The organism is Limnohabitans sp. T6-20, from assembly GCF_003063505.1.
Taxonomy (GTDB): domain Bacteria; phylum Pseudomonadota; class Gammaproteobacteria; order Burkholderiales; family Burkholderiaceae_C; genus Limnohabitans_A.
Map to the genome: position 1 here is coordinate 1034338 of NZ_NERW01000001.1, position 23964 is coordinate 1058301.

The 23964-nt window shown below is 60.9% G+C and carries 25 protein-coding genes; 15 read left to right on the plus strand and 10 right to left on the minus strand.

Going from position 1 to position 23964, the window contains the following annotated elements:
* Nucleotides 1-6 precede the first annotated feature (6 nt).
* The 5 genes from B9Z33_RS04960 to B9Z33_RS04980 form a co-directional block, all read right to left on the minus strand.
* A complete protein-coding gene (locus B9Z33_RS04960) occupies nucleotides 7-606 on the minus strand; it encodes a MarC family protein (protein WP_108286171.1) in 600 nt (199 codons plus the stop codon).
* Nucleotides 607-611: 5 nt separating this feature from the next.
* The gene (locus B9Z33_RS04965) at nucleotides 612-1025 is read right to left on the minus strand and encodes a VOC family protein (protein ID WP_108285834.1); all 414 of its coding nucleotides are present in this window, start codon (nucleotides 1023-1025) and stop codon (nucleotides 612-614) included.
* Between the two features lie 66 nt (nucleotides 1026-1091).
* Nucleotides 1092-1466: a hypothetical protein gene (locus B9Z33_RS04970; RefSeq protein WP_108285835.1), complete on the minus strand. Its 375-nt coding sequence runs from the start codon at nucleotides 1464-1466 to the stop codon at nucleotides 1092-1094.
* A 21-nt stretch (nucleotides 1467-1487) separates the two neighbouring features.
* Complete coding sequence (locus B9Z33_RS04975; protein WP_199220282.1) at nucleotides 1488-1847, minus strand: TraR/DksA family transcriptional regulator; 360 nt, start codon at nucleotides 1845-1847, stop codon at nucleotides 1488-1490.
* Between the two features lie 77 nt (nucleotides 1848-1924).
* Nucleotides 1925-2572, minus strand: coding sequence for a glutathione S-transferase (locus B9Z33_RS04980; RefSeq protein ID WP_108285836.1), 648 nt, complete (start codon nucleotides 2570-2572; stop codon nucleotides 1925-1927).
* A 113-nt stretch (nucleotides 2573-2685) separates the two neighbouring features.
* Here B9Z33_RS04980 and B9Z33_RS04985 point away from each other — a divergent pair, with 113 nt between their 5' ends.
* The 6 genes from B9Z33_RS04985 (at nucleotide 2686) to B9Z33_RS05010 (ending at nucleotide 8520) form a co-directional block, all read left to right on the plus strand.
* A complete protein-coding gene (locus B9Z33_RS04985) occupies nucleotides 2686-3051 on the plus strand; it encodes a DUF2946 family protein (RefSeq protein WP_108285837.1) in 366 nt (121 codons plus the stop codon).
* A gap of 72 nt (nucleotides 3052-3123) precedes the next feature.
* The gene (locus tag B9Z33_RS04990; protein WP_108285838.1) at nucleotides 3124-5448 is read left to right on the plus strand and encodes a TonB-dependent receptor; all 2325 of its coding nucleotides are present in this window, start codon (nucleotides 3124-3126) and stop codon (nucleotides 5446-5448) included.
* A 12-nt stretch (nucleotides 5449-5460) separates the two neighbouring features.
* Entirely contained in the window at nucleotides 5461-6015 is a 555-nt protein-coding gene (locus B9Z33_RS04995) for a YcnI family protein (RefSeq protein ID WP_369916418.1), read from the plus strand.
* Between the two features lie 30 nt (nucleotides 6016-6045).
* Nucleotides 6046-6516 carry a copper chaperone PCu(A)C gene (locus B9Z33_RS05000; RefSeq protein ID WP_108285839.1) on the plus strand — a complete coding sequence of 157 codons (471 nt, stop codon included), beginning with the start codon at nucleotides 6046-6048 and terminating at the stop codon, nucleotides 6514-6516.
* Nucleotides 6517-6577: 61 nt separating this feature from the next.
* On the plus strand, nucleotides 6578-7282 hold the full coding sequence (locus tag B9Z33_RS05005; RefSeq protein WP_108285840.1) for a PhaM family polyhydroxyalkanoate granule multifunctional regulatory protein: 705 nt from the start codon (nucleotides 6578-6580) through the stop codon (nucleotides 7280-7282).
* On the plus strand, nucleotides 7279-8520 hold the full coding sequence (locus B9Z33_RS05010) for an FIST N-terminal domain-containing protein (protein WP_108285841.1): 1242 nt from the start codon (nucleotides 7279-7281) through the stop codon (nucleotides 8518-8520). The genes B9Z33_RS05005 and B9Z33_RS05010 overlap by 4 nt, the downstream gene beginning before the upstream one ends.
* A 102-nt stretch (nucleotides 8521-8622) precedes the next feature.
* On the opposite strand, the gene tgt is transcribed toward B9Z33_RS05010, so the two are convergent.
* Both tgt and B9Z33_RS05020 read right to left on the minus strand, forming a co-directional pair.
* The gene (tgt, locus tag B9Z33_RS05015) at nucleotides 8623-9795 is read right to left on the minus strand and encodes a tRNA guanosine(34) transglycosylase Tgt (RefSeq protein ID WP_108285842.1); all 1173 of its coding nucleotides are present in this window, start codon (nucleotides 9793-9795) and stop codon (nucleotides 8623-8625) included.
* Between the two features lie 138 nt (nucleotides 9796-9933).
* Nucleotides 9934-10869 (minus strand): LysR family transcriptional regulator, encoded by a 936-nt coding sequence (locus tag B9Z33_RS05020; protein WP_108285843.1) that lies wholly within the window; start codon nucleotides 10867-10869, stop codon nucleotides 9934-9936.
* Between the two features lie 208 nt (nucleotides 10870-11077).
* On the opposite strand from B9Z33_RS05020, the gene B9Z33_RS05030 reads away from it, so the two are divergent.
* From B9Z33_RS05030 to B9Z33_RS05040, 3 genes are read left to right on the plus strand one after another with little or no spacing between them, the layout of a single operon-like run.
* Nucleotides 11078-12343: an aromatic ring-hydroxylating dioxygenase subunit alpha gene (locus B9Z33_RS05030; RefSeq protein WP_108285845.1), complete on the plus strand. Its 1266-nt coding sequence runs from the start codon at nucleotides 11078-11080 to the stop codon at nucleotides 12341-12343.
* 11 nt (nucleotides 12344-12354) lie between these two features.
* Nucleotides 12355-12819, plus strand: a complete 465-nt coding sequence (locus B9Z33_RS05035; protein WP_369916421.1) for a nuclear transport factor 2 family protein — start codon at nucleotides 12355-12357, stop codon at nucleotides 12817-12819.
* A 14-nt stretch (nucleotides 12820-12833) separates the two neighbouring features.
* Nucleotides 12834-13145, plus strand: a complete 312-nt coding sequence (locus tag B9Z33_RS05040) for a non-heme iron oxygenase ferredoxin subunit (RefSeq protein ID WP_108285847.1) — start codon at nucleotides 12834-12836, stop codon at nucleotides 13143-13145.
* Here the strand turns inward: B9Z33_RS05040 and queA are convergent.
* Together queA and B9Z33_RS15390 are read right to left on the minus strand one after the other, a co-directional pair.
* On the minus strand, nucleotides 13133-14221 hold the full coding sequence (gene queA / locus B9Z33_RS05045) for a tRNA preQ1(34) S-adenosylmethionine ribosyltransferase-isomerase QueA (RefSeq protein ID WP_108285848.1): 1089 nt from the start codon (nucleotides 14219-14221) through the stop codon (nucleotides 13133-13135). The genes B9Z33_RS05040 and queA overlap by 13 nt on opposite strands.
* A gap of 157 nt (nucleotides 14222-14378) precedes the next feature.
* Complete coding sequence (locus tag B9Z33_RS15390; RefSeq protein WP_146183823.1) at nucleotides 14379-15095, minus strand: hypothetical protein; 717 nt, start codon at nucleotides 15093-15095, stop codon at nucleotides 14379-14381.
* Nucleotides 15096-15223: 128 nt separating this feature from the next.
* Here B9Z33_RS15390 and B9Z33_RS05055 point away from each other — a divergent pair, with 128 nt between their 5' ends.
* From B9Z33_RS05055 to ubiA, 4 genes are all read left to right on the plus strand, one after another.
* Nucleotides 15224-15637 carry a hypothetical protein gene (locus B9Z33_RS05055; protein ID WP_199220283.1) on the plus strand — a complete coding sequence of 138 codons (414 nt, stop codon included), beginning with the start codon at nucleotides 15224-15226 and terminating at the stop codon, nucleotides 15635-15637.
* A gap of 42 nt (nucleotides 15638-15679) precedes the next feature.
* Nucleotides 15680-17749 carry an ATP-dependent DNA helicase RecG gene (gene recG / locus B9Z33_RS05060; RefSeq protein WP_108285850.1) on the plus strand — a complete coding sequence of 690 codons (2070 nt, stop codon included), beginning with the start codon at nucleotides 15680-15682 and terminating at the stop codon, nucleotides 17747-17749.
* A 16-nt stretch (nucleotides 17750-17765) separates the two neighbouring features.
* On the plus strand, nucleotides 17766-18728 hold the full coding sequence (locus B9Z33_RS05065; protein ID WP_108285851.1) for a LysR substrate-binding domain-containing protein: 963 nt from the start codon (nucleotides 17766-17768) through the stop codon (nucleotides 18726-18728).
* 110 nt (nucleotides 18729-18838) lie between these two features.
* A complete protein-coding gene (gene ubiA, locus B9Z33_RS05070) occupies nucleotides 18839-19696 on the plus strand; it encodes a 4-hydroxybenzoate octaprenyltransferase (RefSeq protein ID WP_108285852.1) in 858 nt (285 codons plus the stop codon).
* Between the two features lie 27 nt (nucleotides 19697-19723).
* On the opposite strand, the gene proC is transcribed toward ubiA, so the two are convergent.
* Complete coding sequence (gene proC, locus B9Z33_RS05075) at nucleotides 19724-20548, minus strand: pyrroline-5-carboxylate reductase (protein WP_108285853.1); 825 nt, start codon at nucleotides 20546-20548, stop codon at nucleotides 19724-19726.
* An 87-nt stretch (nucleotides 20549-20635) separates the two neighbouring features.
* Here proC and glpK point away from each other — a divergent pair, with 87 nt between their 5' ends.
* A complete protein-coding gene (gene glpK / locus B9Z33_RS05080) occupies nucleotides 20636-22138 on the plus strand; it encodes a glycerol kinase GlpK (RefSeq protein WP_108285854.1) in 1503 nt (500 codons plus the stop codon).
* A 4-nt stretch (nucleotides 22139-22142) separates the two neighbouring features.
* Nucleotides 22143-23756 carry a glycerol-3-phosphate dehydrogenase/oxidase gene (locus tag B9Z33_RS05085; protein WP_233252733.1) on the plus strand — a complete coding sequence of 538 codons (1614 nt, stop codon included), beginning with the start codon at nucleotides 22143-22145 and terminating at the stop codon, nucleotides 23754-23756.
* Nucleotides 23757-23964: the final 208 nt, after the last annotated feature.

Here is a 23964-nt window from a genome sequence, read left to right on the forward strand (position 1 = left end):
AGCGGCTCAGTGAGGCCAGCTTTGTGCCAAAGACTTCAAGCCCCGGATCAGCATCTCTACCGAGATGGACACCAAAATCAGACCCATCAAGCGCTCAAAAGCCGAGACCACGCGCAAGCCCACCAAACGCTGCAAACGCTCGGCGAGCAGCAGCACCACAGCGCACACAGCCATGGTCACCGTCAGAGCGGCCACCCACTCTAATCGGCGTTCGGGCGCTTGGCTGACCAGCAGTAAAACGGTCGCCATGGCCGAAGGTCCGGCCAAGGCGGGGATGGCCAAGGGAACGATCAAGGGCTCAGTCAAAGGCACAGTTGAGTCTTGTGGCGGTGGCGGAAAGATCATGCGCAAGGCGATCAAAAACAGCACCACCGCACCGCCAATTTGCAAGGACACATCGGACAGGCTCATGGCCTTCAGAAACGATTGCCCCACAAACATGAAGGCCAGCAGCAGGCCAAAAGCGATCAGCACTTCGCGCACGATGACGCGGGCACGCCGCTCGGGGGGCACGGCCCGCAGGGTGTTCACAAAAATCGGGATGTTGCCCAGCGGATCGGTGATCAGCAGCAGCAAGATGGTGGCCGAAGCGAAGCTGTGTTCCATGGCCATCAGCTCGCGTACACCGTGCTCAGACTGGTGAAGCCCTTGACTTCGATTGGGTTGTCAAACGGGTCCATGAAGAACATCGTCCATTGCTCGCCAGGTTGGCCTGCAAAGCGCAGATGGGGTTCGACCACAAATGCCATGTGCGCCGCTTGCAAGCGGTCAGCCAAGGTTTGCCAATCGTCTTTTTGCAAGATCAAGCCAAAGTGAGGCATGGGCACCAGCTGATCACCGACACGGCCCGTGAGGGTGGTTTTGAAGGGCTCACCCAAATGAAGCGAAATCTGGTGCGAAAAAAAGTCAAAGTCCACCCAAGTGTCGGTGGAGCGGCCTTCTTTGCAGCCAAGCAAGCCGCCATAAAAGCGGCGGGCCTCGTTGAGGTCGGTGACGTGAAACGCCAAGTGAAATAAGCTGTGCATGCCTCAAAGCATATCAGCCTGCAGGGGCGTGCCAAGCCATGCCCCTGCCCGCCCCTCAAGAGCCGTTTATAACCGACTGGGGTCAGCCGCCATGGCGTCGAAAGCCTTGAAATACTGCTTGGCCAATGCCACGAGTTGAGGGTCGGTCGGGTGGTCGCTGGGCACGTTGTCCACAATCACCTGGGCCACAGTGGGCCTGTTTTGAATGCACCATGCCCGGAACTCGTTGCGTGCACCCCCCGAACCGGTGAGCAGCACTTCATGTGTCCCATTCAGGGCAGTGGCCACATCGGCAAAGAAGGCTGCGGTGTCGTTGGCCTGACCTTGGTGTTTGTGGTGGCTGCGCGACCGGATGCGCTGTGCCTGTATGTGTGCACGGTCGAACATGACGACATGGGCTTCTTGGTGGTCCATCCAGACCACGGCGTGAAAAGTGCTCATTGGCGGGTTCGCTTTCAAAAATCAGGATGATTTTTCTGCCAAGGTTTGGCAGGAGATGCATCGCAGGGCGGAAGGGTAGGCGGCCAGACGTTCCTCTGGAATCGTCACGCCGCAATCCTTGCATTGGCCGTAGTGACCGGCATCCAGACGTTCCAGCGCCGCATCCAGTGCGCCCAGCTCGGCTGTTTCATGCTCGTTCATGGCGAACTCGTCGTCGCGTTCTGAGAGGGCTTGCGCCCGATTTTCAAAATCACGCACGTCATGCTCCGCTGCCATGTCGACGCGCGAAACCAAACCGCCACGCTCTTGAGCGATGTGGGCCAGCAATTGAGCGCGCTCTTGCAAGAGTCGCTCGCGGTGGGGGGATTGGGATGAGTTCATGTGCTCATCCTGAACCTGAGCAAGGCGGCCGGTATTGATGCAGGTCAACCGGCCCCTTGTCAGTGCATGCCGTTGGCTTATTTGGCTTTCATGCGCGCCATCATCAAATCCATGTTGGCTTTGCGGTCGGCGTTGATTTTTTGCATGTGGGGACGCTCGCCCATCATCTTGAGGTAGTCGCGTACCGGCAGATCGGCCAGGAAATCTTTGCCGTAAACCAGCTTGGTGGCACCCGAGACCAAGGGCAAATGGGTGACGGCGGCGCAATCGGCCAGCGTCAGGCTGTCGCCCGCCACAAAAGGCGTGAATTTGGCAAGCTTGGCGAAGGCGGCGACGTTCTTTTCAAGCTGCGCCGCAGTCTTTTCCTTGACCGAGTCACTCACCTTGCCGCCAAAAAAGGCTTCGGGATAGAGGTTGCGGGCCACGAGTTCCAGGTGCAGGTCCAGAAACAGTGCCAACTCTCGCACCTTGGAGGCTGCAAACGGGTCGGCCGGCAGCAGCGGGTTTTGCGGGTACTTTTGCTCGATGTATTCGAGCATCACGGCCGACTCGCACATCGCGCCCTGCTCCGTTTTCAGGTAAGGCACCTTGCCCAAAGGGCTCGCCGAGGCGTCGGTGGCGCCCACCCAGGCAAGTTCTTCTTCAAAGGGCACGCCTTTTTCGAGCAGGGCGAATTTGACCTTGTTGTGGTAGTTGCTGGCTGCGAAGCCGCAGAGTTTGAGCATGGGGTCTCCAGTGTGTTGAAAAGTGTGAGCAGGTTAGCGCCTGGCGGCCAGCGCCTGCGTCGCAAAGATGACGTTCCAAGAAGCTGGGCTGGCCCATGGGATAATTTCAGCCCATGTCCTCCCTGCAAACCCTGCGCAATGCCCACCTTCTCACCCGCCTCGTGCTGGTGTGGTTTGCGTTGTTCATTGGGGTTTCGGTGGCTTCCCCATTGGTCAAGCCCCAGGCCACCCAAATGGTTTGTTCTGCCATGGGTGGCATGAAAATGGTGATGGGGGACGACGCTGGCGACAGCCAAACGTCTTCGGGCGGCATGGACTGCCCTTTGTGCGCCCACGTCAGCGCACCGCCACCCTCGGTGGTGGTGGGCTTCGCAACCGTGAGCGCCTTGGCCCATGCCCTGCGCCCCATACCGTCGGCCCACATCGCCTGGCTGACCGGCACCCCGCTGCCGCCGCGCGGCCCGCCTGCACTTTCCTGAACTTTCGCCTTGACGCCGCAGCGGTGAACGCCGCCTGGCCGCGTCGCTCGTGTTTCGTTTTCAGGAATTTTCATGCGCAAAACCCGCATCGCCTTGGGCCTGGCCCTGGCTTACCCTTTCGTCATCTCTGCCCAACCAGTCGATAACGCCCCCAGCAAAGAAGTGGGCGTGGTCACCATCGTCAGCCAACAACCCACCTCCCTGCCCACCCAGATTCCGGCCACCATGGAAGGCATTACGGCCGCGCAGATCGAGCAGAACATCAACGCCACCGACAGCGAAGATGCCCTCAAGTACTTCCCCAGCCTCTTGGTGCGCAAGCGCTACAACGGCGACTACAACCACGCCATCTTGTCCAGCCGCGTCTCGGGCACGGGCAACAGCACCCGCTCGGCGGTGTATGCAGATGGCATTTTGCTGAGCAACTACCTGGGCAACGGTGTCAGCGGCCTGAGCTTTCCGCCGCGCTGGGGCATGGTCACGCCCGAAGAAATCGAGCGTGTGGACGTGATGTACGGCCCGTTTTCTGCGGCTTACCCGGGCAACTCGGTGGGCGCGGTGGTCGAGTACACGACCAAAATGCCCGAAAAACTCGAAGGCTCGGTCAAAGTGGGCTACGCCCACCAACCCTTTGACCTGTACAACACCCATGCCACTTATGGCGGCTGGCAGTCCAGCGCGTCCTTGGGCAGCCGCTCGGGCGACTGGTCGTGGTTTGTCAACTTGAACCACACCGACAGCCAGGGCCAGCCCCTGACCTTTGCCACGCGCACTGTGAGCACAGGTACCGTGGGCTCGGCAGGCACGGCGGTGACGGGTGCAGTTGCAGGCTTGAACAGTGCGAATGTGCCTTGGGTGATTTTGGGAGCGCTCACCCAGTACCACACGGTGCAAGACCATGTGAAAGCCAAAGTGGCCTATGACTTCAGCCCCACCGTGCGTGCCACGTATTCGTTGGGCATCTGGCAAAACACGTCCGAGGGCCGTCCACAGTCTTACCTCACCAATGCCTCGGGCCAAACCGTCACCAGCGGTGCGATCAACATCGGTGGCCGCAGCTACTCGGCGCTCAACGGCGGTGACTTCGCCCTCACCAATGAAAAACTCAGCCACACCCTGCACGGCCTGTCGGTCAAGAGCCGCACGCAAGGCACCTTCGACTGGGAAGTGGCCGCCAGCCTGTACGACTACGGCTCGGACACCAAGCGCCAGAATGCTGGCAGCAACACCTTGCCCAACGCCGCAGCAGGTGGCGCTGGCACCATTGCCGACGGCTCGGGCACGGGTTGGAACAACCTGGCTTTGCGTGGCACTTGGCGCCCGCAAGGACCCAAAGGCGAACACGTTGTGGATTTTGGCGCGCAGCAAGACAGCTACAAGCTGCGCTACCTGACCTCCAACATCGCAGGTAACTGGACCACCGACGCTGCAGGCAGCGTGGCCAGCGAAGTGGGGGGCCGCACCCAGCTGCAAAGCCTGTACGCGCAAGACACTTGGCGCTTTGCCCCTGACTGGCGCGTCGTACTGGGCTTGCGGGCGGAACACTGGAGCGCCACGCAAGGCTTGACGCGCTTCTCGGCCAGCAGCAGCCAAGCTTTTGCAGACCGCAGCGAGCACCACCTGTCGCCCAAAGCGGCCTTGTCCAAACAGATCGCCGAGGACGCCTTCCTCAAATACGCCGTGGGCCGCGCCGTGCGCATGCCCACCGTGAACGAGCTGTACGGCGCCACCTCGACCACCAACTCGCAGTACATCAACGACCCGAACCTGCGTCCTGAAAAATCGTGGACTCAGGAGCTGAGCTACGAAAAAAACCTGGACAAAAGCCAGTGGCGTGTGACGGCATTTGCCGAAGATACGCAAGACGGCATTTACTCGCAGTCGGTGGTCGACCCCGCTGCGGGCAACCGCACCATCAGCCGCGTGCAAAACGTGGACCGCATCCGCACGCGCGGACTTGAGGGTGCCTTCACGGTTCAAGGCTTTGGCCTTGTGGGTCTGGATGTGACGGGCAGCGTGACCTATGCCGATTCGGTGATCAAGGTCAACCAGGGCTTTGTGGCAGTGGCTGGAGACACCCTCGGCAAGATGCAACCCAACATCCCCAAATGGCGCGCCACATTGTTGGCAGGCTACCGTTGGAACGCGGCTTGGACCAGTTCGGTGGCCGTGCGCTACAGCGGCCAGCAGTTCCGCACACTCAACAACTCGGACGTGAACGGCTATGCCTACATGGGCGTGAGCACTTTCACTACGGTGGACGTGCGTGCCCGTTGGCAGATCACGCCCCAGCTGGTCGCCGCCTTTGGCATCGATAACCTGAACAACGACAAGTACTGGAACTTCCACCCCTACCCACAGCGCAGCTACACAGCTGAGCTGAAGGCCAATTTTTAAAGGACACCGATCATGAAACTTTTCAATCCCCTGTTGTGCGCCATGTTGGCTCTCTTGGGCTTAGGTTTGGGTTTGGGGGCTTCGGCCCACACCGTGCTCGAGTACCAGGTGGCCACCGCTGGCCAGAGCTACAAGGCCACCTTCAAGGTGGGCCACGGTTGCGGCGCGTCGCCCACGCGCCAGATCGTGGTCGACATCCCGGCGGGCGTGCAGGGCGCCAAGCCCATGCCCAAGGCGGGCTGGCGACTGGAGGTGACCCGCGACAAGCTGGCTCAGCCCTACACCAGCCACGGCCGTAACATCACCGAAGACGTGACCCGGATCAGTTGGACGGCCAAAACCGTCGAAGACATGTTGCCCAGTGGCCATTACGACGAGTTCGTGCTGGTGGGGACTTTGCCTGGCCAGTCGGGCATGATGTATTGGCCTGTGCAGCAGGTGTGTGAGCAGGGTCGCAACGACTGGACGGAAGTTCCCAAGCCAGGCCAAAAACTGTCGGACCTGAAGTCGCCCGCTGCAGCGCTGGAACTCATGCCCAGTGCTGCAGCAGCCGGACACGCACACTGAAGACCCACTATTTCAATCTGAGGAGAAAACATGAACAAGACATTCAAACAAGCCTTGTGGCTGTGCCTGGGCTTGATGGCCACCAACACGACCTGGGCCCAGGTCAAGGTGGAGGGTGGATGGGCCCGCGCTACCGTTCAAGGCCAAAATGCCACGGGTGCTTTCATGAAAATCACAGCCCCCCAGACCACCCGTTTGGTGGCGGTGTCTACCCCCGCCGCGGGCGTTGCCGAAATCCATGAAATGAAGATGGAAGGCTCGGTCATGAAAATGCGCGCAGTGCCTGCATTGGACTTGCCTGCCAACCAAACGGTGGAGCTCAAGCCTGGCAGCTACCACTTGATGCTGATGGACCTCAAGGCCCCGCTTGTGAAAGACGGCAGTGTGGCCCTGACCCTGATCTTCAAGGACGCCAAAGGCACCGAGAGCAAGCAGCAGGTGAGCGTGCCGGTGACCACGGGCATGCCACAAGCGCATGGCCATGCAGACCACAAACACTGAAAGCCGTGTGCCAGACATTTCGATTAAGCTGTTGCATCCACCATCTGCGTGAGGAGACACCATGAGCGATACATCGGCTTTCGGCTTTGGCCAATTTGTTCCGGGGTTTGATTTTTTGCAAAACCTGTCCAAAACGGCGGCTCAGGCTGCACCCGCGACAGGGGCCATCCCGGGCATGGCCAGTTGGGTGGCGCCCACACTGAGTGTTGAGGAAATCGACAAGCGCATTCAGGAACTCAAGTCGGTGCTGTTTTGGCTGGAGCAAAACACCACCGCACTCAAGGCCACTGTCCAGGCGATGGAGGTGCAGAAGATGACCTTGTCCACGTTGCAAAGCATGAACGTGAACATGGCCGATCTGGCCAAGGCCTTCACAGCCAAGGCGCCTGCCACCGAACCTGTACAGCAAGCCACGCGCCCGCCTGAACCTGTTGCGCCAAAGCCAGCCGTCGAAGCCGAAGCGGCCAAAGCCAAGTCGACGTCCAAGTCTGCGGAAAACCCCTCGGCCAAGCCGGCGGTGGATCCAATGCAGTGGTGGGGTGCTTTGACACAGCAGTTTCAGAGCATTGCAGCCGCTGCAGTGAAAGACGTGGCTGCCGAGGCCATGAAGGCCGGCATGACGGCCAAGGGTGCCAGCACCTCAGCGGCCAGCAAAAAATCACCTGCAGCCCCAAAGGCGCCCGCCAAAAAAGCCACCAACGGCAAAGCCAAACTGAGCGCCAAATCTGCGCCTCGCAAGCCGCTCTCCAAGCGCACAAAGCCATGAAGCTGTTTCCCTATGGGCACGCCACCCATCCGCATTGGCTGATGGCTGCAGGTTTGGTCTTGGCCCAGTTGCGAGCGCAGATGAGCTTGCCCAAATGCGCCGCAGACCCCAAGTTGGCGCTGCTCTACATCACTGACCACTACGCGGGCCATGCGCAGGCGATTCTTGACCATTTGCGTCAAGAGTTGCCCGCCGTCAGCGATTGGGTTGGGACCGTGGGGGTGGGCATTGCCGTCAACAACGCCGAGTACTTTGACGAACCGGCCATGGCGGTCATGTTGTGCGATCTGCCACCCGAGCATTACCGCGTGTTTTCGGGTCGTGCCCCTTTGGCCGACAACGGGTTTGCCTCTGTAGCGCTGGTGCACGCCGACCCGGCCACGCCCGACTTGGCCGAGTTACTGGGCGAAATGGCGGCGCGGACCGAACAAGGCTATTTGTTCGGTGGCCTGACTTCCAGCCGCACCCGTAGCGTGCAGTTTGCCGTTCACAACGGACAGAACCTGGACGATGGCGGTGTGCTCGAAGGCGGCTTGAGTGGTGTGGCCTTGAGTGCCGATGTGGCCTTGCTGTCACGCGTGACCCAGGGTTGTCAACCCGTCTCGCCTGAGCGCGAGATCACCGAGGCCGACAGGCATGTGGTGCTCAAACTCAATGGAGAACCGGCACTGGACGTGATGCTGGCTGACTTGAAGATCAGCTTGAGCGAGCCGCAAAAGGCCATTCCGGTGGTGCGTTCAACTTTGGTGGGTCTGAGCCCGGTCGGGCAAGTGGGCGTAGGCCGCACGGGCAACTTGGGCAGCTACGTGCTGGTGCGCCACATTGTGGGTCTTGACCCTTTGCGTCATGGCTTGGCGGTGGCTGAACACCTGGAGCCCGGCATGCGCTTGACGTTTTGCAAGCGCGATGTGCACGCAGCCCGTGCCGACTTGGTGCGCGTGTGCGCTGAAATCCGCGAAGAGCTTGAACCCGAGATGCTGTCCGTTGAAGCGATCCATGCCCTGAGCGATGACCCTATGCCGAGCTTGCCTCAAGTGGGCAAGCGCATCGCAGGCGCTGTCTATGTGAGCTGCACTGGCCGGGGTGGCCCGCACTTTGGTGGCCCCAGCGCCGAGCTGCAGATCATCCGCCACGCTTTGGGCGATGTGCCCTTGGTCGGCTTCTTTGCCGCAGGCGAAATCGCGCGGGATCAACTGTACGGTTACACCGGGGTGTTGACGGTGTTCACCACCGACTGAAAGAGGGTGTGGGCGCTGGGCTTTGTGGGAGCGAACCCCTGCTCGCGAAAATCTTACGATGGCAAAGCGTGCATTCGGCCGCAGGGGCGGCCTCCTACGAAATCAAACGCCCCGAGCCCGCTCGCTCTTGAATTGCGCCCGGAACTGCGCGAACTGCCCCGCGTCCAGCGATTCGCGCACTTCGCGCATCAGGTCCAGGTAGTAGTGCAGGTTGTGGATGGTGGTCAGCATGGGGCCGAGCATTTCGCCGCAGCGGTCCAGGTGGTGCATGTAAGCGCGGCTGAAACCGTCTCGGCCACCGTTGTCCCACGACACGCCAGACGTTCCCGCGCAGGCATGGCAGGTGCAACTGGTGTCGAGTGGCTGCGGGTCGTTTTTGTGGCGGGCGTTGCGCAGCTTCAGGTCGCCAAAGCGGGTGAACACCGTGCCGTTGCGGGCGTTGCGGGTGGGCATGACGCAGTCGAACATGTCCACGCCATCGGCCACGCCTTGCACCAGGTCTTCGGGCGTGCCCACGCCCATCAGGTAGCGCGGCTTGTGGGCGGGCAGGCGGTGCGGGGTGTGCGCCATGATTTGCAGCATTTGCTCTTTGGGCTCGCCCACGCTGACGCCACCGATCGCATAGCCGGGGAAGTCCATCTCCACCAGCGCGTCCAGCGATTCCTGGCGCAGGTTTTCAAACATGCCGCCTTGCACGATGCCAAACAGCGCATTGGGGTTTTCCAGGCGAGCAAATTCGTCTTTGCTGCGAACGGCCCAACGGCGGCTCATCTCCATCGACTTGCGCGCCTCGGCCTCGGTGGTGAGGTGCCCCTTGGTCTCGTAGGGCGTGCACTCGTCGAGCTGCATCACGATGTCGGAGTTCAGGATGGTCTGGATCTGCATGCTCACTTCGGGCGACATGAACAGCTTGTCGCCGTTCACGGGGCTGGCAAAGGTCACGCCTTCTTCGGTGATCTTGCGCATGTCGCCCAGCGACCAGACCTGAAAACCGCCCGAGTCGGTCAGGATGGGCTTGTCCCATTTTTCAAACTGGTGCAGGCCACCAAAGCCTTTCATGATGTCCAGCCCCGGGCGCATCCACAGGTGGAAGGTGTTGCCCAAAATGATCTGTGCGCCCATCTCGTGCAGGCTGCGCGGCATCACGCCTTTGACGGTGCCGTAGGTCCCCACGGGCATGAAGATGGGCGTTTGCACCACGCCATGGTTCAGGGTCAGCACCCCGCGTCGGGCGTGGCTGGAGGGGTCGGTTTTGAGCAGGTCGAATTGGAGCATGGCAGCGATTGTAGGAGGCCCGCCCACGGGCCAATGGTTGGATGTGTGGGAGCCGCGCCCTCGCGGCGAATGCTGGTGGTTTGCGGACGCTGGATCGCGGCGGGGGCGCCGCTCCCAGAAGAAAACGTTTGAGTGGCTTTACACCGTTTGTTCCGCGGCGGGTTTGCTGCCGTCACCAAACAGTTGGGCGACTTGCCCGCGCAGCCACTGGTGCCCCGGGTCTTTGTGCAGTCGGGCGTGCCAGAACTGGTGGATGGCGCTGCCGTCCACTGCCAGTGGCAGGGCGCGGGTGGTCAGGGCAAAAGGGGCGGTCACGCGCTGCGCAAAGCGCTCGGGCACGGTGGCAATCAGGTCCGAGTGGCCCAGCACATCGCCCAAAGCTACGTAGTGCGGCACCGTGAGGCGAATGCGGCGCTGCAGGCCTTGGCGCTCCAGCGCTTCGTCCACCCTGCCGTGCCCTGTGCCTGCGGCAATCACGCGCACATGGCTGGCGGCGGCAAAGTCGATGAGCGACAGGGTGGTGGCTGTCGCCAGTGGGTGGCCTTCGCGCATCAGGCACACATAGGGCTGGCGAAACAGCGCTTGCTGAAAAAAGCCCGCCTGCAGCTGCGGCAACAAGCCCAGCGCCAAGTCGGTGCGGCCAGAGGCCATGTCGTCTTTCAGGCTGTCGCTGGTCACGGCCACCACGTTGAGCGTGACGCCCGGAGCTGCATGAGCCAGCGCGTCCATCAGCACGGGCAGGAAATACATTTCGCCCACATCGGTCATGGCCAAAGTGAAGCTGCGTTCGCTGGTGGCCGGGTCAAACGAGGCGCGCACATTGAGCGCTTGCTGCAAGCCGTCGAGCGCGGTGGCCACGGGTTCGGCCAGCTGTAGGGCGTAGGGCGTGGGCGCCATGCCGCGCTGGGTGCGTAAAAACAGCTCGTCGCCCAGACTGCTGCGCAGGCGGCCCAGCGCGCTGCTGACGGCGGGCTGGCTCATGCCCAGCACGGTGGCCACGGCAGACACGCGCTTTTCGCGCAGTAGGTGGTGAAACACCAGCAGCAGGTTCAGGTCGAGGCGGGCGAGTTCCATGGCGGGTGAGAGTTATATTTGAAATTTGGATAATGATTATCTTTGAATTTCGATTTACCGAATTTGATGGGTGCGACATGATGCAGGCCAAGATCTGTGGGAGGTCGCCCCTGCGGCCGAATGCTTGCCGTGCCAAGGCGGCCATTCGCGAGCGGGGGCTCGCTCCCACATGCTCAGTGCAAACCTACACATTGCAGGAGACCCACCCATGACCGAACAACCCATCCACTGGGAAACGGACGGCACCAGCCGCGTGCCGTTTGCCGTGTACACCGACGAAGACCGGCACAAGAAGGAGCTGGAGCGCTTCTTTTACAAAAGTCACTGGAACTACGTGGGCCTGGAGGCCGAGATCCCGAACCCCGGCGACTTCAAGCGCACCGTGGTGGGCGAGCGCTCGGTCATCATGACGCGTGCCACCGACGGGCAGATCCATGTGGTCGAGAACGTCTGCGCCCACCGGGGCATGCAGTTTTGCCGCGAGCGCCACGGCAACAAAAAAGAGTTTGTCTGCCCCTACCACCAGTGGAGCTACACGCTCAAGGGCGACTTGCAGGGCGTGCCTTTTCGGCGTGGCGTGCGCCAAGACGGCAAGGTCAACGGCGGCATGCCCGCCGACTTTGACCCCAAGGACCACGGCCTCACAGCCCTGAAAGTGGCCACACGCGGTGGCGTGGTGTTTGCATCGTTCGACCACAACGTGGAGTCGCTCGAAGACTTCATGGGTCCCACCATCCTGAAATACTTTGACCGCCTGTTCAATGGCCGCAAGCTGGTGGTGCTGGGTTACAACCGCCAGCGCATTCCGGGCAACTGGAAGCTGATGCAAGAGAACATCAAAGACCCCTACCACCCCGGCTTGCTGCACACCTGGTTTGTGACCTTTGGCCTCTGGCGTGCCGACAACAAGAGCGAGTTGCGCATGGACGCGCACCACCGCCATGCGGCCATGGTGTCGACCCGAGGCAGTGCTGGCCAAGCCACGGGGCAGGCGTCGCAGGTCACACAGGTGAGCAGCTTCAAAGAAAGCATGCAGCTCAACGACCCGAGCTTCTTGGACATCGTGCCCGAAGACTGGTGGAAGATGGAGGACCAGATGCCCTCGGCGGTGATGATGACGCTGTTCCCGAGTGTGATTTTTCAGCAGCAGGTCAACAGCGTGTCCACCCGGCACATCCAGCCCGATGGGCATGGTGCGTTTGATTTTGTCTGGACGCACTTCGGCTTTGAAGACGACACGCCCGAGATGCACGAGCGCCGCCTGCGCCAGTCCAACCTGTTTGGCCCGGCCGGTTTTGTGAGCGCGGACGACGGCGAGGTGATCGAGTTTTCGCAGCAAGCGTTTGAGACCAAACCCGAGCACCGCATGCTGGTGGAGCTGGGCGGTCGCGATGTGGGCGAGACCGACCACATGGTGACCGAAACGCTGATCAGGGGCATGTACGAATACTGGCGCAAAGTGATGGAGGCTTGATGATGGTCGATATGAATACCTGGTTCGGCATCCAGCAGCTCTATGCCGATTACGCCAGCGCCGTGGACAGCGGCCAGTGGGACCTGTGGCCCGAGTTTTTCACCGAGCAGTGCGTCTACAAACTGCAGCCGCGAGAAAACTTTGAACGCGGCTTTCCGCTGTGCACGCTGTCCTTCACCAGCAAAGGCATGCTCAAAGACCGCGTGTACGGCATCCAAGAAACGCTGTACCACGACCCTTACTACCAGCGGCATGTGGTGGGCGCGCCCATCGTGCGCCGCGTGGCAGACGGCCGCATTCACGCAGAAGCCAACTATGCGGTCTTTCGCACCAAGCTCGACAAGGAAAGCACCGTGTTCAATGTGGGCCGCTACATTGACACCATCGTGCAAACCCCCGAAGGCTTCAAGTTCGCCGAGCGCCTGTGCGTGTACGACAGCGAAATGATCCCCAACTCCATCATTTACCCGATCTGATCAAGAGCCACCCTATGAGCAACTGGATTGACGTGGCCGCCGAGGCCGATTTGTTTGAAGGCGCAGGCATCGCCGTGGCCCCCGATGGCCAGGACATTGCCCTGTTCAGCGTGGACGGCGAAGTGTTTGCCATCAACAACCTGTGCACCCACGGCAACGCCAAGCTGTGCGACGGATTTGTCGAAGGCCACCATGTGGAATGCCCCTTCCACCAGGCGCAGTTCAGCTTGCGCGATGGTTCGGTGGCCTGTGGTCCGGCGACCGAGCCGGCCAAAACGTGGCCGGTGAAGATCGAAGGTGGGCGGGTTTTTCTTCAGCTGACCTGAGATTCAGGCGGTGTGCGTGTCAGCAGCATCGCATCCCCATAACTGAAAAAGCGGTACTGGTTCGCGATCGCGTGCCGGTACAGACCCATGATGTGCTCGTAGCCCGCAAAGGCGCTGACCAGCATCATCAGCGTGCTTTTGGGCAGGTGGAAGTTGGTGACCAGGCGGTCCACCAATTTGAAATCAAACCCCGGCGTGATGAAGATCTGCGTGTCGCCGCTGGCCTGCCCGAACTTGGCCCACGACTCCAGGGTGCGCACCGTCGTCGTGCCCACGGCCACCACCTTGCCGCCCCGGGCCTTGCAAGCCGCAATCGCCTGCTGCGTGGTTTCGGGCACTTCGTACCATTCGCGGTGCATGGTGTGGTCGGCGATGTTCTCGGTTTTGACGGGCTGAAAGGTACCCGCGCCCACATGCAGCGTCACGCTGGCGCGTTGCACGCCACGGGCCTCCAGTTGGGCCAGCAGGCCTTCGTCAAAATGCAGCGCCGCCGTGGGGGCTGCCACCGCGCCGGGTGCACGTGCAAACACGGTCTGATAGCGCTGGGCATCTTCTTCTGAATCGGTGTGGGTGATGTAGGGCGGCAGCGGCACATGGCCGTGCTTTTCCATCAGCGCATGCGGCTCGTCGCTCAGCTTGAGGTGAAACAACTGGCCGTTGGCATCGGGCCAGCGGCCCAGCAGCACCGCGTCAAAACCGCCGTTGCGGGCACCGCCCATCATGTACATCTTGCCGCCCACCAGCGGCTTTTTGCTGACCTTCATGTGTGCCACCACCTCGTGGCCGGGCAGCACACGCTCGATCAGCAACTCCAGCTTGCCGCCAGAGGCCTTCTCGCCAAAGATGCGGGCCTTGACCACCTTGGTGTCGTTGAACACCAGCAGGTCGCCCGCGGTCAGCAGGCTGGGCAGTTCGTGAAAGATGCGGTCGACCACCGCAGGCGACGAGCCGTCGAGCAAACGCGAGCCGCTGCGCTCGGCGGCAGGGTGCTGGGCAATCAGTTCGGGGGGCAGCTCAAAGTCGAAATCGCTGAGCGTGAAAGCGCGGGGGGCGCTGGGGGATGCAGAAGGAGACATGGCGCAGGGCTGGACAGGCCCTTATCAATTGATAAACGGCGTGATTTTCTCACGCCGTTTCACAGTCAATCACGCATTAACGCGCCTGAACTAAAGATTCAATGCTTACTTTTGTCAATGCAATAGCGGCGACCAAATAAGACTTGGGGGAATCGGTTCAGTTCTTAGTCCACACCATGTGCGATGAGTTGGTCGTACTGTATTGAATGTCCCGCGAGACGATACTCAATTGACCGCTGGTGTTAATGCGGTAACGGCTCTGCTGCGTGTAGAGCAGCTGGTTGTATGCGTTATAGCCTTTAGCGATCAGGTTGACGATTGCCGTGCTGCTGCTGTCCGCTTCAACGGTATAACTCAGTACCCGGGTTCCGCTTCTGACTTGTTTTGTGCTAGAGGAATACACGTCAACAGCCGCGAACTGAGTGGTGTCGCCCACTTTGACGCTTGTGGGCAAGTCGTTGCTTGTGCCGTAAACAGCATAGTCAGTTCCAAGGTTCTCGCTGCCCACAGGTTTGTAGTTGGTATCGTAATAACTGATGCTTGTACCTGCAAAAGATGCTGGAGTGCAGTTGCTGTAAGTGCCTGTCAGTGTAGTTGTGGTCGAAACACCAGGAACGCCTTCAAACGTAGCGGCGGTAGCAGCGCTACGCGTCTCAGTGGCGCTGCCTGTACAGGTTCCACTGATAGAAAAACTGTTTATTTCACTTTGGCTGACCAGGGCTTGATAAGCACTTCGCAATGGGAAGGTTGCGGTCGATGCAGTTGTCGATGTAGCCGTTTCGTTACTGCTTGCACTAGAGCCCCCGCCTCCGCCTCCACAGCCCGCCACAGCCAGCAGCGCACCAATGGCGAAAAGTGAGTTAAGGAATTTCATGCAGTGGCTCCTGTTTGATGTGTTTATCGTTTACACGGTATCCAATTACCGTAAAAATGTAATTTACTTTAACATAATTTGTAATTAAAAATCACTTTCGAGATCAAGTCGCCAGCTACTTTCACAGCATGGCAACCACATCCGAAACAGAAGCATTTGCGCAGCGGCTCAAGCAGGCGCTTGAGGGTTCAGGCGTACGTGCTTCGCCAACCGCGGTGGCCAACGAGTTCAACCTTCGCTACTGGGGTCGCAGCATCACGCCGCACACGGCGCGCAACTGGTTATTGGGTAAATCCATTCCGACGCAGGACAAATTACGTGTGTTGGCCGATTGGTTGCAGGTCAGCCCAGACGAGCTGCGGTTTGGGCGGTCTGGTGGTGCAATCAAGGCCGCAGAGGCGACGACAGATCCGGCCAGTTTGAGCATGGCAGACCGAGAGATGGTGAGCCGTTACCTGGGGTTGGATGTGAACGACCGCAAGACAGTGCGGGAGGTGGTGACGGCCCTGTCATTGGCAGCGAGTCACAAGCCCAAAGCTTGAGTTGACACCCTGATGGGTATTCAGACGCGGCACAATCGGCTGATGCCCTCCGCGCCAACATCTTCCCCCGCCAAAACGCTCAGCGCCCCTCAAAAGGCGTTGATCAAGCTCGGCCTGAAGCGCGACATCGATCTGGCGCTGCACCTGCCGTTGCGTTACGAGGATGAAACCCGCATCGTCAAATTGCGTGATGTGCGCGAGGGCGATACCGCGCAGATTGAGGCGACGGTGACGGCGTGTGAGATCACGATGCGGCCGCGCCGCCAGTTGCTGGTGACGGTAGACGATGGTTCGGACACTTGCGTGATGCGGTTTTTCAGCTTCTACCCCTCGCACCAGAAGGCGCTGGCGGTGGGCAACCGCATTCGGGCGCGGGGCGAGGTCAAGGGCGGTTTCATGGGCTTGACCATGATGCACCCCAGCTTCAAGGCGGCGGGCGGTCACTTGGCCGAAGCGTTGACGCCGGTTTACCCGACGGTGGCGGGGTTGGCGCAGGCCTACTTGCGGCGGGCCGTGATCACGGGCCTGAACCATGCCGACCTGAGCGAGACGATGCCTCAAGGCATCGCCTGGCCCGACCAGCGCGGCGCTTGGCCATTGCGCAATGCTTTGCAGTTTTTGCACCACCCCACACCCGATGTGTCGCTGGCGGCGCTCGAAGACCGCAGCCACCCGGCCTGGGTTCGCCTCAAGTGCGAGGAGTTGCTGGCGCAGCAGTTGTCGCAACTGACCGCCAAGCGCGAACGCGATTTGTTGCGTGCCCCGGCCTTGAAGATGAAACCCAAAGGTTTGCACGGCCAGTTGCTGGCCGCTTTGCCCTTTGGCCTGACGAATGCCCAGCAGCGTGTGGGGCAGGAGATTGCCAAAGACCTGGCCCGCCACGTGCCCATGCACCGCTTGCTGCAAGGCGATGTGGGGGCGGGCAAGACGGTGGTGGCGGCGCTGGCGGCCATGGTGGCCATCGATGCGGGCTGGCAATGCGCCCTGATGGCGCCGACCGAAATCTTGGCCACCCAGCACTTTGCCAAACTGGTGGGCTGGCTGGAGCCTTTGGGCGTGAAAGTCGCTTGGCTGATTGGCAGCCAAAAGAAGAAAGAGCGCGCCGCCATGTTGGCGCTGATCGAGTCGGGCGAGGCGGCGTTGGTGGTGGGCACGCACGCGGTGATTCAGGAACACGTCAAGTTCAAGAATCTGGCGCTGGCCGTGATCGACGAGCAGCACCGCTTTGGCGTGGCCCAGCGCCTGGCCCTGCGCGGCAAGATGCAGGCCCCCGGCATGGAGCCGCACATGCTGATGATGACGGCCACGCCGATCCCGCGCACGCTGGCCATGAGCTATTACGCCGATCTGGACGTGTCGGTGATCGACGAGTTGCCACCGGGGCGCACCCCCATCGTGACCCGCGTGGTGTCCGACCACCGCCGCCATGAAGTGGTCGAGCGCATCGGTGCCCAGATTCAGCAGGGGCGGCAGGTCTATTGGGTGTGCCCGCTGATCGAAGAAAGCGAGGCGCTGGACCTGACCAACGCCACGCAAACCCATGCCGACCTGAGCGAAGCGCTGCCCGGCGTGATGGTCGGCCTGCTGCATTCGCGCATGCCGGTGGCAGAAAAGAAGGCGGTGATGGAGCTTTTCACCGCAGGCGCGATGGGCGTGCTGGTCAGCACCACCGTGATCGAGGTGGGGGTGGACGTGCCCAATGCCTCGCTGATGGTGATCGAGCATGCCGAGCGGTTTGGCTTGTCTCAGTTGCACCAGCTGCGGGGCCGGGTGGGGCGGGGCGCTGCGGCGTCGGCCTGCGTGTTGCTCTATGGCACGCCCGAAGGTGGCCGCTTGAGCGAGACCGCCCGCGAACGCCTGCGCGCCATGGTCGAGACCAATGACGGTTTCGAGATCGCTCGGCGCGATCTGGAGATCCGCGGGCCGGGCGAATTTCTGGGGGCCCGCCAGTCGGGCGCGCCCTTGCTGCGCTTTGCCGACCTGGAAACCGATGGACATTTGCTCGACTGGGCGCGTGCGCTGGCCCCGCAGATGCTTGACCAGCACCCGCAATTGGCCGAGCGGCATATCCACCGCTGGCTGGGCGGGAAATCCGAGTTTCTGAAAGCCTGACTGTTAAATTCAAGCCATGACCCTGACCGAACTCAAATACATCGTGGCCGTGGCCCGCGAAAAGCACTTTGGCAAGGCGGCCGAGGCCTGCTTTGTGTCGCAGCCCACGTTGTCGCTGGCGATCAAGAAGCTGGAAGAAGAGCTGGAGGTCAAGCTGTTCGAGCGCAGCGCCAGCGAGGTGTCTGTCACTTTATTGGGCGAAGAGATCGTGCGCCAAGCGCAAAGCGTGCTGGAGCAGGCCGCCGAAATCAAGGAAATTGCCAAGCGCGGCAAAGACCCCTTGGCAGGCACCATGCGATTGGGGGTGATTTACACGATCGGGCCTTACCTGTTGCCCGATTTGGTGCGCCAGATCATCACCGACATGCCGCAAATGCCTTTGATGCTGCAAGAAAACTTCACCGTGCGACTGCTGGAGATGTTGCGCACAGGCGAGCTGGACTGCGCCATTTTGGCGGAGCCGTTTCCCGAGTCTGGCCTGGCCGTGGCACCTTTGTACGACGAGACCTTCATGGCGGCTTTGCCCTTGAACCACCCCTTGGCCCAGGAAGCATCCATCACGCCTGAGCAGTTGAAAAACGAGACCATGCTGTTGCTGGGCGCAGGGCATTGCTTTCGTGACCATGTGCTGGAGGTGTGCCCCGAATTTGCCCGTTATGCGAGCCAGACCGATGGCATCCGCAAGACTTTTGAGGGCTCGTCGCTGGAGACCATCAAGCACATGGTGGCCGCAGGCATGGGCGTGACTTTGGTGCCCCGTTTGTCGGTGCCCGAGCTCAAGCCGGTGCACAAGCGTTCGGGCGGGCGGCATGACTCACCTGTGCGCTATTTGCCCATTGTGGACCCTGCAGGTGGCAAGCCGCCCACGCGTCGCGTCGTGTTGGCCTGGCGCCGCAGCTACACCCGCTACGAAGCCATTGCTGCCATGCGCAATGCCATTTATGCCTGTCCGTTGCCGGGCGTGACGCGGCTGTCTTGAGTGTTCCCTGTGGGTGTGAGCCTTTGCTCTCGAATGTAGGCTTGGGCCATTCCATGCCTTCTGCGGCAGGGGGGCCTCCCACATGACATCCCCGCACCGATAATTCATCCATGACCGACAAACTCAAGCTTTACCTTGACCTGATCCGATGGAACCGGCCTGCCGGTTGGCTGTTGTTGCTGTGGCCTTCGTTGGCGGCTTTGTGGGTGGCTGCGGGCGGTTTTCCAGGTTGGCATTTGATCGTGGTGTTCACCTTGGGCACTGTCCTCATGCGCAGCGCGGGTTGCTGTGTGAACGACGTGGCCGACCGCGACTTTGACAAACATGTCAAACGCACGGCCCATCGCCCTGTGACCAGTGGGCGCATCGGCACAAAAGAGGCCCTCTGGGTGGGGGCCGTGCTGGCGTTGTGTGCGTTTGGTTTGGTGCTCACGACGAATGCGGCCACCATCCGCTGGTCGTTTGCTGCACTGGTGGTGACGCTGGTGTACCCGTATGCCAAGCGTTATGTGTCCATGCCGCAGGCGGTGCTGGGGGTGGCGTTCAGTTTTGGCATTCCGATGGCGTTTGCGGCGGTGCAGGGCGATGTGCCCTTGTTGGCTTGGGGCTTGTTGCTGGGCAACCTGTTTTGGGTGCTGGCCTATGACACCGAATACGCCATGGTGGACCGCGATGACGACCTCAAAATTGGCATGAAAACCTCGGCCATCACGCTGGGCGACAAGGATGTGCCCGCCATCATGGGCTTTTACGCGGCGTATTTGTTGATCTGGGCGTGCTTGCTCAATGCCGCCCAGCAAGGCCTGTGGTTCTGGCTGGCTTGGGCTGTTTCGGCGGGCCAGGTGGTCTGGCATTATTTTTTGATTCGCCAGCGCAGCCGCGAAGGCTGCTTCAAGGCCTTTCGCTTGAACCACTGGCTCGGGTTCAGCGTGTTTTTGGGGGTGGCACTGAGTTACAGCGCGGCCTGAAGCTTTGGGCTTTCAGGCCAGTGCTTTTCAGGCTTTGCCAAATTCGTCACCCAATTCGCGAGCGCGGACTTCTGCCGCCTGCATGGCTTTCACGAAAGAGGCTTTCACGCCCGACTCCTCCAGCGACGTGATGGCGGCAAAGGTGGTGCCGCCTTTGGATGTGACGCGCTGACGCAGCACTTCTGGAGATTCCGTCGAGGCGGCAGCCAAGGAAGCGGCACCCGAAAAAGTGGCCACCGCGAGTTGGTAGGCCTGTTCGGCACTCAGGCCCATGCCCACGCCAGCTTGGGTCATGGCTTCGAGGAAATAAAACACATAAGCCGGGCCAGAGCCTGACAAGGCGGTCACGGCATCCAGTTTGGATTCTTGATCGACCCACACATATTGCCCGGTGGTGCCAATGACTTGTTCCACCAGCGCTTTGTCGGCGTGGGTGACCAATGGGCAGGGGAAAAGGCCGGTGATGCCTTGGCCTACCAGCGCGGGCGTGTTGGGCATGCAACGCACCACACGCTCGGTGCCCACCCAGCGGCAAATGCTGTCGGTGCGGATGCCTGCGGCCACCGACAGGTGCAGTGCGCCTCGGGTGTGCGGCATGACGGGGGCAGCAGCTTCGCTGAAGATTTGAGGTTTGACCGCCCAAACCACGAGGTCGGCCTGACCCAGCGCCGCACTGGCGGCGGGCAAGGCGGTGATGCCGAAATCCTTGAATAACTTGGCCGCGGTTTCGGCAAAGGGCTCGACCACGGTGATTTGCTCAGGTTTCATGCCTTGGCGGATCAGGCCGCCAATGATGGCGCTGGCCATGTTGCCGCCGCCGATGAAGGCGATGTGTTGCTGGGAAGGTGTCATGACGGGTGTCTCAGGGGTGTCTGTGGGTTGGGTTCAATCGGGGAATTGTCGCTGTTTGTGGACCACAGTTTGCGTTAGTCTCTGAGCATGGACTACATCCTTTCATTGGATCAAGGCACGACCAGCTCGCGCGCGGTGGTGTTTGACCGCACAGGCCAAGCCGTTGCAACGGCTCAACGCGAGTTTGGCCAGTATTTCCCCCGACCAGGCTGGGTGGAGCATGACGCCCGCGAAATTTGGCAAACACAACGTACGGTCATGCAGGACGCGATGGCGCAGGCGGGCATTGGGGCAGGTCAGTTGCGTGCGATGGGCATCACCAATCAGCGAGAAACGACGGTGTTGTGGGATCGCCGCACCGGGGAACCCGTGGCACCCGCCATCGTTTGGCAAGACCGTCGTACAGTGGCGCATTGCGCAGCATTGCGTGCCGCAGGGCATGCGAACAAATTCGCACGCAAGACCGGCTTGGTGCTGGATGCCTATTTTTCAGGCACCAAGTTGGCTTGGCTGTTGGACCATGTGCCGGGCGTTCGCGCTCGCGCCGAACGCGGCGAGCTGGCCTTCGGCACGGTGGACAGCTGGCTGGTCTGGCAGCTGACAGGCGGCCGTGTGCACGCCACCGATGCGAGCAACGCCTCGCGCACGCTTTTGTTCAATTTGAAAACAGGCGCATGGGACCCCGAAATATTGGCGCTGTTGAACATTCCCTCCGCCGTTTTGCCCCAGGTGTTGCCTTCGTGCGGCATCGTGGCCGAGACCGAGCCGCATTTTCTGGGGCGGGGTGTTCCGATCGCGGGCTGGGCTGGCGATCAACAGGCCGCCTTGTTCGGGCAGGCCTGCTTTGAGCCCGGCATGGCCAAAAACACCTATGGCACCGGTTGCTTCATGCTCATGAACACAGGAGATCGACCTGTGGTGAGCCGCCATCAATTGCTCAGCACGGTGGCTTGGCAAGGTCCCGTGAATACTTCTCGCCCCATGGCATATGCGCTCGAAGGCTCGGTGTTCATGGCTGGTGCCACGGTCCAATGGTTGCGCGATGGATTGCAGATCATTCAGAGTGCATCAGAGGTGGAGGCGTTGGCGGCCAGCGTTCCCGATGCGGGCGATGTGTTTTTGGTGCCCGCTTTTGCAGGGCTGGGTGCACCCGATTGGGACGGACAGGCCCGAGGCACTTTGGTGGGCATGACCCGTGGCACGGGGCGTGCGCACATCGCCAGGGCTGCCTTGGAGGCCATTGCCTTGCAAACTGCCGATGTGTTTTCTGCCATGGCCGCTGACAGTGGCTTGGCTTTGACCGAGTTGAGGGTGGACGGGGGCGCATCCCGCAATGACTTGCTCATGCAAATTCAGGCCAATGTGCTGGGCGTGCCGGTGGTTCGCAGCCGGGTGACCGAAACCACAGCCTTGGGCGCGGCCTATTTGGCAGGTTTGGCGACGGGTTATTGGGCGGATGCCGGCGAAATATCAGCGCAATGGCAAGAGGATCGGCGTTTTGAGCCCGAATGGGGTGTCGAGCGGCGGCAGCAAATGACGCAGCGTTGGCGTGAGGCGGTGGATCGCTCTCGCGCTTGGGCCAAGGATTGATGTGTTGAACAGGGATCAAGAGGCTTTGGCCGCCCCGCTGCTCACGCGCCGCGAAGACTTGCTGGCCCGTTTACAAGCCCCTGGCCAATGGGATTTGGTGGTGGTCGGCGGTGGTGCGACCGGCTTGGGGGTAGCGTTACAGGCTGCCCGTGAAGGATTGACGGTCGCGCTCCTGGAGGCCAATGATCTGGCCCAGGGCACGTCATCCCGTTCTACCAAGCTGGTGCACGGAGGGGTGCGTTATTTGGCCCAAGGCCATTGGCCATTGGTGCGTGAGGCGCTGCATGAGCGTCGGGGCTTGTTGGATCGCGCGCCGCATCTGGCCCAGCCCTTGGCGTTTGTGATGCCCACGTACCGATGGGGTGAACAGGCCTTTTATGGGGCGGGACTCAAGCTGTATGAGTGGTTGGCAGCTTCGGCCAGTTTGGGCAAAACCCGGTTTTTGGGCAGACAAGCGACGCAGGCCTCGATTGCTGGTGTTCGCACCCAGGGCTTGCGTGGCGGTGTGCAATATTGGGATGGCCAATTCGACGATGCCCGTTTGGCCGTGGCCTTGGCGCGCACCGCAGCCCGTGAAGGCGCGTGCGTGATCAACCATGTGACCGTGAAAAGCCTCATCTATGAAGAGGGGCGCGTGGTTGGTGTGCGAGCGCAAGACGCAGAACAAGGCGCCGAGTTCGAGCTGAGGGCCTCATGCGTGGTCAATGCCACAGGGGTGTGGGTCGATGGCTTGCGCTTGGCCGATGGTCGTCAGCGTGGGCAGGCTTTGCCCGATTTGGTGTCTCCCAGTCAGGGGGTGCATTTGGTGGTCGACGCCTCGTTTTGGCCGGGCGACAAGGCCTTGCTTGTGCCCAAAACGGCCGATGGACGGGTGTTGTTTGCCGTGCCCTGGTTGGGCAAAGTTTTGCTGGGCACCACGGACACGGCGCGTGCGGACGCGCCCCGTGAACCCCGTCCGGCCCACGAAGAGGTCGATTTGATCCTGAAAGAGGCGAGCCGCTATTTGCGCAAAGCCCCCGTGCGTCAAGATGTTTTGAGCGCATGGGCCGGATTGCGCCCCTTGGTCAAGGCCGAGGCCACGCTCTCGCCCCCAAGCGGGGCAACCCAAAACATCAGCCGGGAGCACCATGTGGAGGTCTCCGCATCGGGTTTGGTGACGGTGACCGGTGGCAAATGGACCACTTACCACGCCATGGCCGAGGATGTTTTGCGTCAAGCCCGAAAGCAAGCCGGCCTGAAAATGCCCATGCGCGCCATGGCCGAGGCCTACAGATTGGTCGGTGCGCCGTCGCCAGGCTCTCCGGCTGCGGGGCTGACCCTGCCAGCAGGTGCTCATCTTTATGGTTCAGAGCAAGACTGGGTCAAGGCCTTGCCAGGTGGCGACACCGAGTTGACGCCGGGACTGACGGAAGGAATGGTCCGATTTGCAGCACGCCATGAATATGCGCGGACTGTTGAAGATGTGTTGGCCCGGCGTTCAAGGTGCCTGTTTTTGGATGCAGCACTTGCCAAAGCCTTGGCACCCAGAGTGGCGGAAATTTTGGCTGAAGAATTGGGCATTGATCCTGGCTTGGCCAACTTTGAAGCCTTGGCGGATGACTACGCGCGTTGCCCTTGAGTGCTGCCAGGAGTCATCCGCCTTCAGCAGGGTGCTGAATAGCCCCTGTAAAGCCGTAGAAGAGGCCTCTTGTATGGGCTCAAATGGAAATTAATTGCAAAAGATGTTGCGCCCCCGGATTTTTTCAGACATAATCGAGGGCTTCGCTTTGCAAAAAGCGTAAGTATCTGCCCAATCTGAAGTGCTGCGAGTGGTTTGCAGTGTGAAT

What these genes read in the sequence shown, in the direction of transcription:
- B9Z33_RS04960 (WP_108286171.1), bottom strand. Translation starts at nt 606, where the DNA reads ATGGAACACAGCTTCGCTTCGGCCACCATCTTGCTGCTGCTGATCACC.
- B9Z33_RS04965 (WP_108285834.1), bottom strand. Translation starts at nt 1,025, where the DNA reads ATGCACAGCTTATTTCACTTGGCGTTTCACGTCACCGACCTCAACGAG.
- B9Z33_RS04970 (WP_108285835.1), bottom strand. Translation starts at nt 1,466, where the DNA reads ATGAGCACTTTTCACGCCGTGGTCTGGATGGACCACCAAGAAGCCCAT.
- B9Z33_RS04975 (WP_199220282.1), bottom strand. Translation starts at nt 1,847, where the DNA reads ATGAACTCATCCCAATCCCCCCACCGCGAGCGACTCTTGCAAGAGCGC.
- B9Z33_RS04980 (WP_108285836.1), bottom strand. Translation starts at nt 2,572, where the DNA reads ATGCTCAAACTCTGCGGCTTCGCAGCCAGCAACTACCACAACAAGGTC.
- B9Z33_RS04985 (WP_108285837.1), top strand. Translation starts at nt 2,686, where the DNA reads ATGTCCTCCCTGCAAACCCTGCGCAATGCCCACCTTCTCACCCGCCTC.
- B9Z33_RS04990 (WP_108285838.1), top strand. Translation starts at nt 3,124, where the DNA reads ATGCGCAAAACCCGCATCGCCTTGGGCCTGGCCCTGGCTTACCCTTTC.
- B9Z33_RS04995 (WP_369916418.1), top strand. Translation starts at nt 5,461, where the DNA reads ATGAAACTTTTCAATCCCCTGTTGTGCGCCATGTTGGCTCTCTTGGGC.
- B9Z33_RS05000 (WP_108285839.1), top strand. Translation starts at nt 6,046, where the DNA reads ATGAACAAGACATTCAAACAAGCCTTGTGGCTGTGCCTGGGCTTGATG.
- B9Z33_RS05005 (WP_108285840.1), top strand. Translation starts at nt 6,578, where the DNA reads ATGAGCGATACATCGGCTTTCGGCTTTGGCCAATTTGTTCCGGGGTTT.
- B9Z33_RS05010 (WP_108285841.1), top strand. Translation starts at nt 7,279, where the DNA reads ATGAAGCTGTTTCCCTATGGGCACGCCACCCATCCGCATTGGCTGATG.
- tgt (WP_108285842.1), bottom strand. Translation starts at nt 9,795, where the DNA reads ATGCTCCAATTCGACCTGCTCAAAACCGACCCCTCCAGCCACGCCCGA.
- B9Z33_RS05020 (WP_108285843.1), bottom strand. Translation starts at nt 10,869, where the DNA reads ATGGAACTCGCCCGCCTCGACCTGAACCTGCTGCTGGTGTTTCACCAC.
- B9Z33_RS05030 (WP_108285845.1), top strand. Translation starts at nt 11,078, where the DNA reads ATGACCGAACAACCCATCCACTGGGAAACGGACGGCACCAGCCGCGTG.
- B9Z33_RS05035 (WP_369916421.1), top strand. Translation starts at nt 12,355, where the DNA reads ATGAATACCTGGTTCGGCATCCAGCAGCTCTATGCCGATTACGCCAGC.
- B9Z33_RS05040 (WP_108285847.1), top strand. Translation starts at nt 12,834, where the DNA reads ATGAGCAACTGGATTGACGTGGCCGCCGAGGCCGATTTGTTTGAAGGC.
- queA (WP_108285848.1), bottom strand. Translation starts at nt 14,221, where the DNA reads ATGTCTCCTTCTGCATCCCCCAGCGCCCCCCGCGCTTTCACGCTCAGC.
- B9Z33_RS15390 (WP_146183823.1), bottom strand. Translation starts at nt 15,095, where the DNA reads ATGAAATTCCTTAACTCACTTTTCGCCATTGGTGCGCTGCTGGCTGTG.
- B9Z33_RS05055 (WP_199220283.1), top strand. Translation starts at nt 15,224, where the DNA reads ATGGCAACCACATCCGAAACAGAAGCATTTGCGCAGCGGCTCAAGCAG.
- recG (WP_108285850.1), top strand. Translation starts at nt 15,680, where the DNA reads ATGCCCTCCGCGCCAACATCTTCCCCCGCCAAAACGCTCAGCGCCCCT.
- B9Z33_RS05065 (WP_108285851.1), top strand. Translation starts at nt 17,766, where the DNA reads ATGACCCTGACCGAACTCAAATACATCGTGGCCGTGGCCCGCGAAAAG.
- ubiA (WP_108285852.1), top strand. Translation starts at nt 18,839, where the DNA reads ATGACCGACAAACTCAAGCTTTACCTTGACCTGATCCGATGGAACCGG.
- proC (WP_108285853.1), bottom strand. Translation starts at nt 20,548, where the DNA reads ATGACACCTTCCCAGCAACACATCGCCTTCATCGGCGGCGGCAACATG.
- glpK (WP_108285854.1), top strand. Translation starts at nt 20,636, where the DNA reads ATGGACTACATCCTTTCATTGGATCAAGGCACGACCAGCTCGCGCGCG.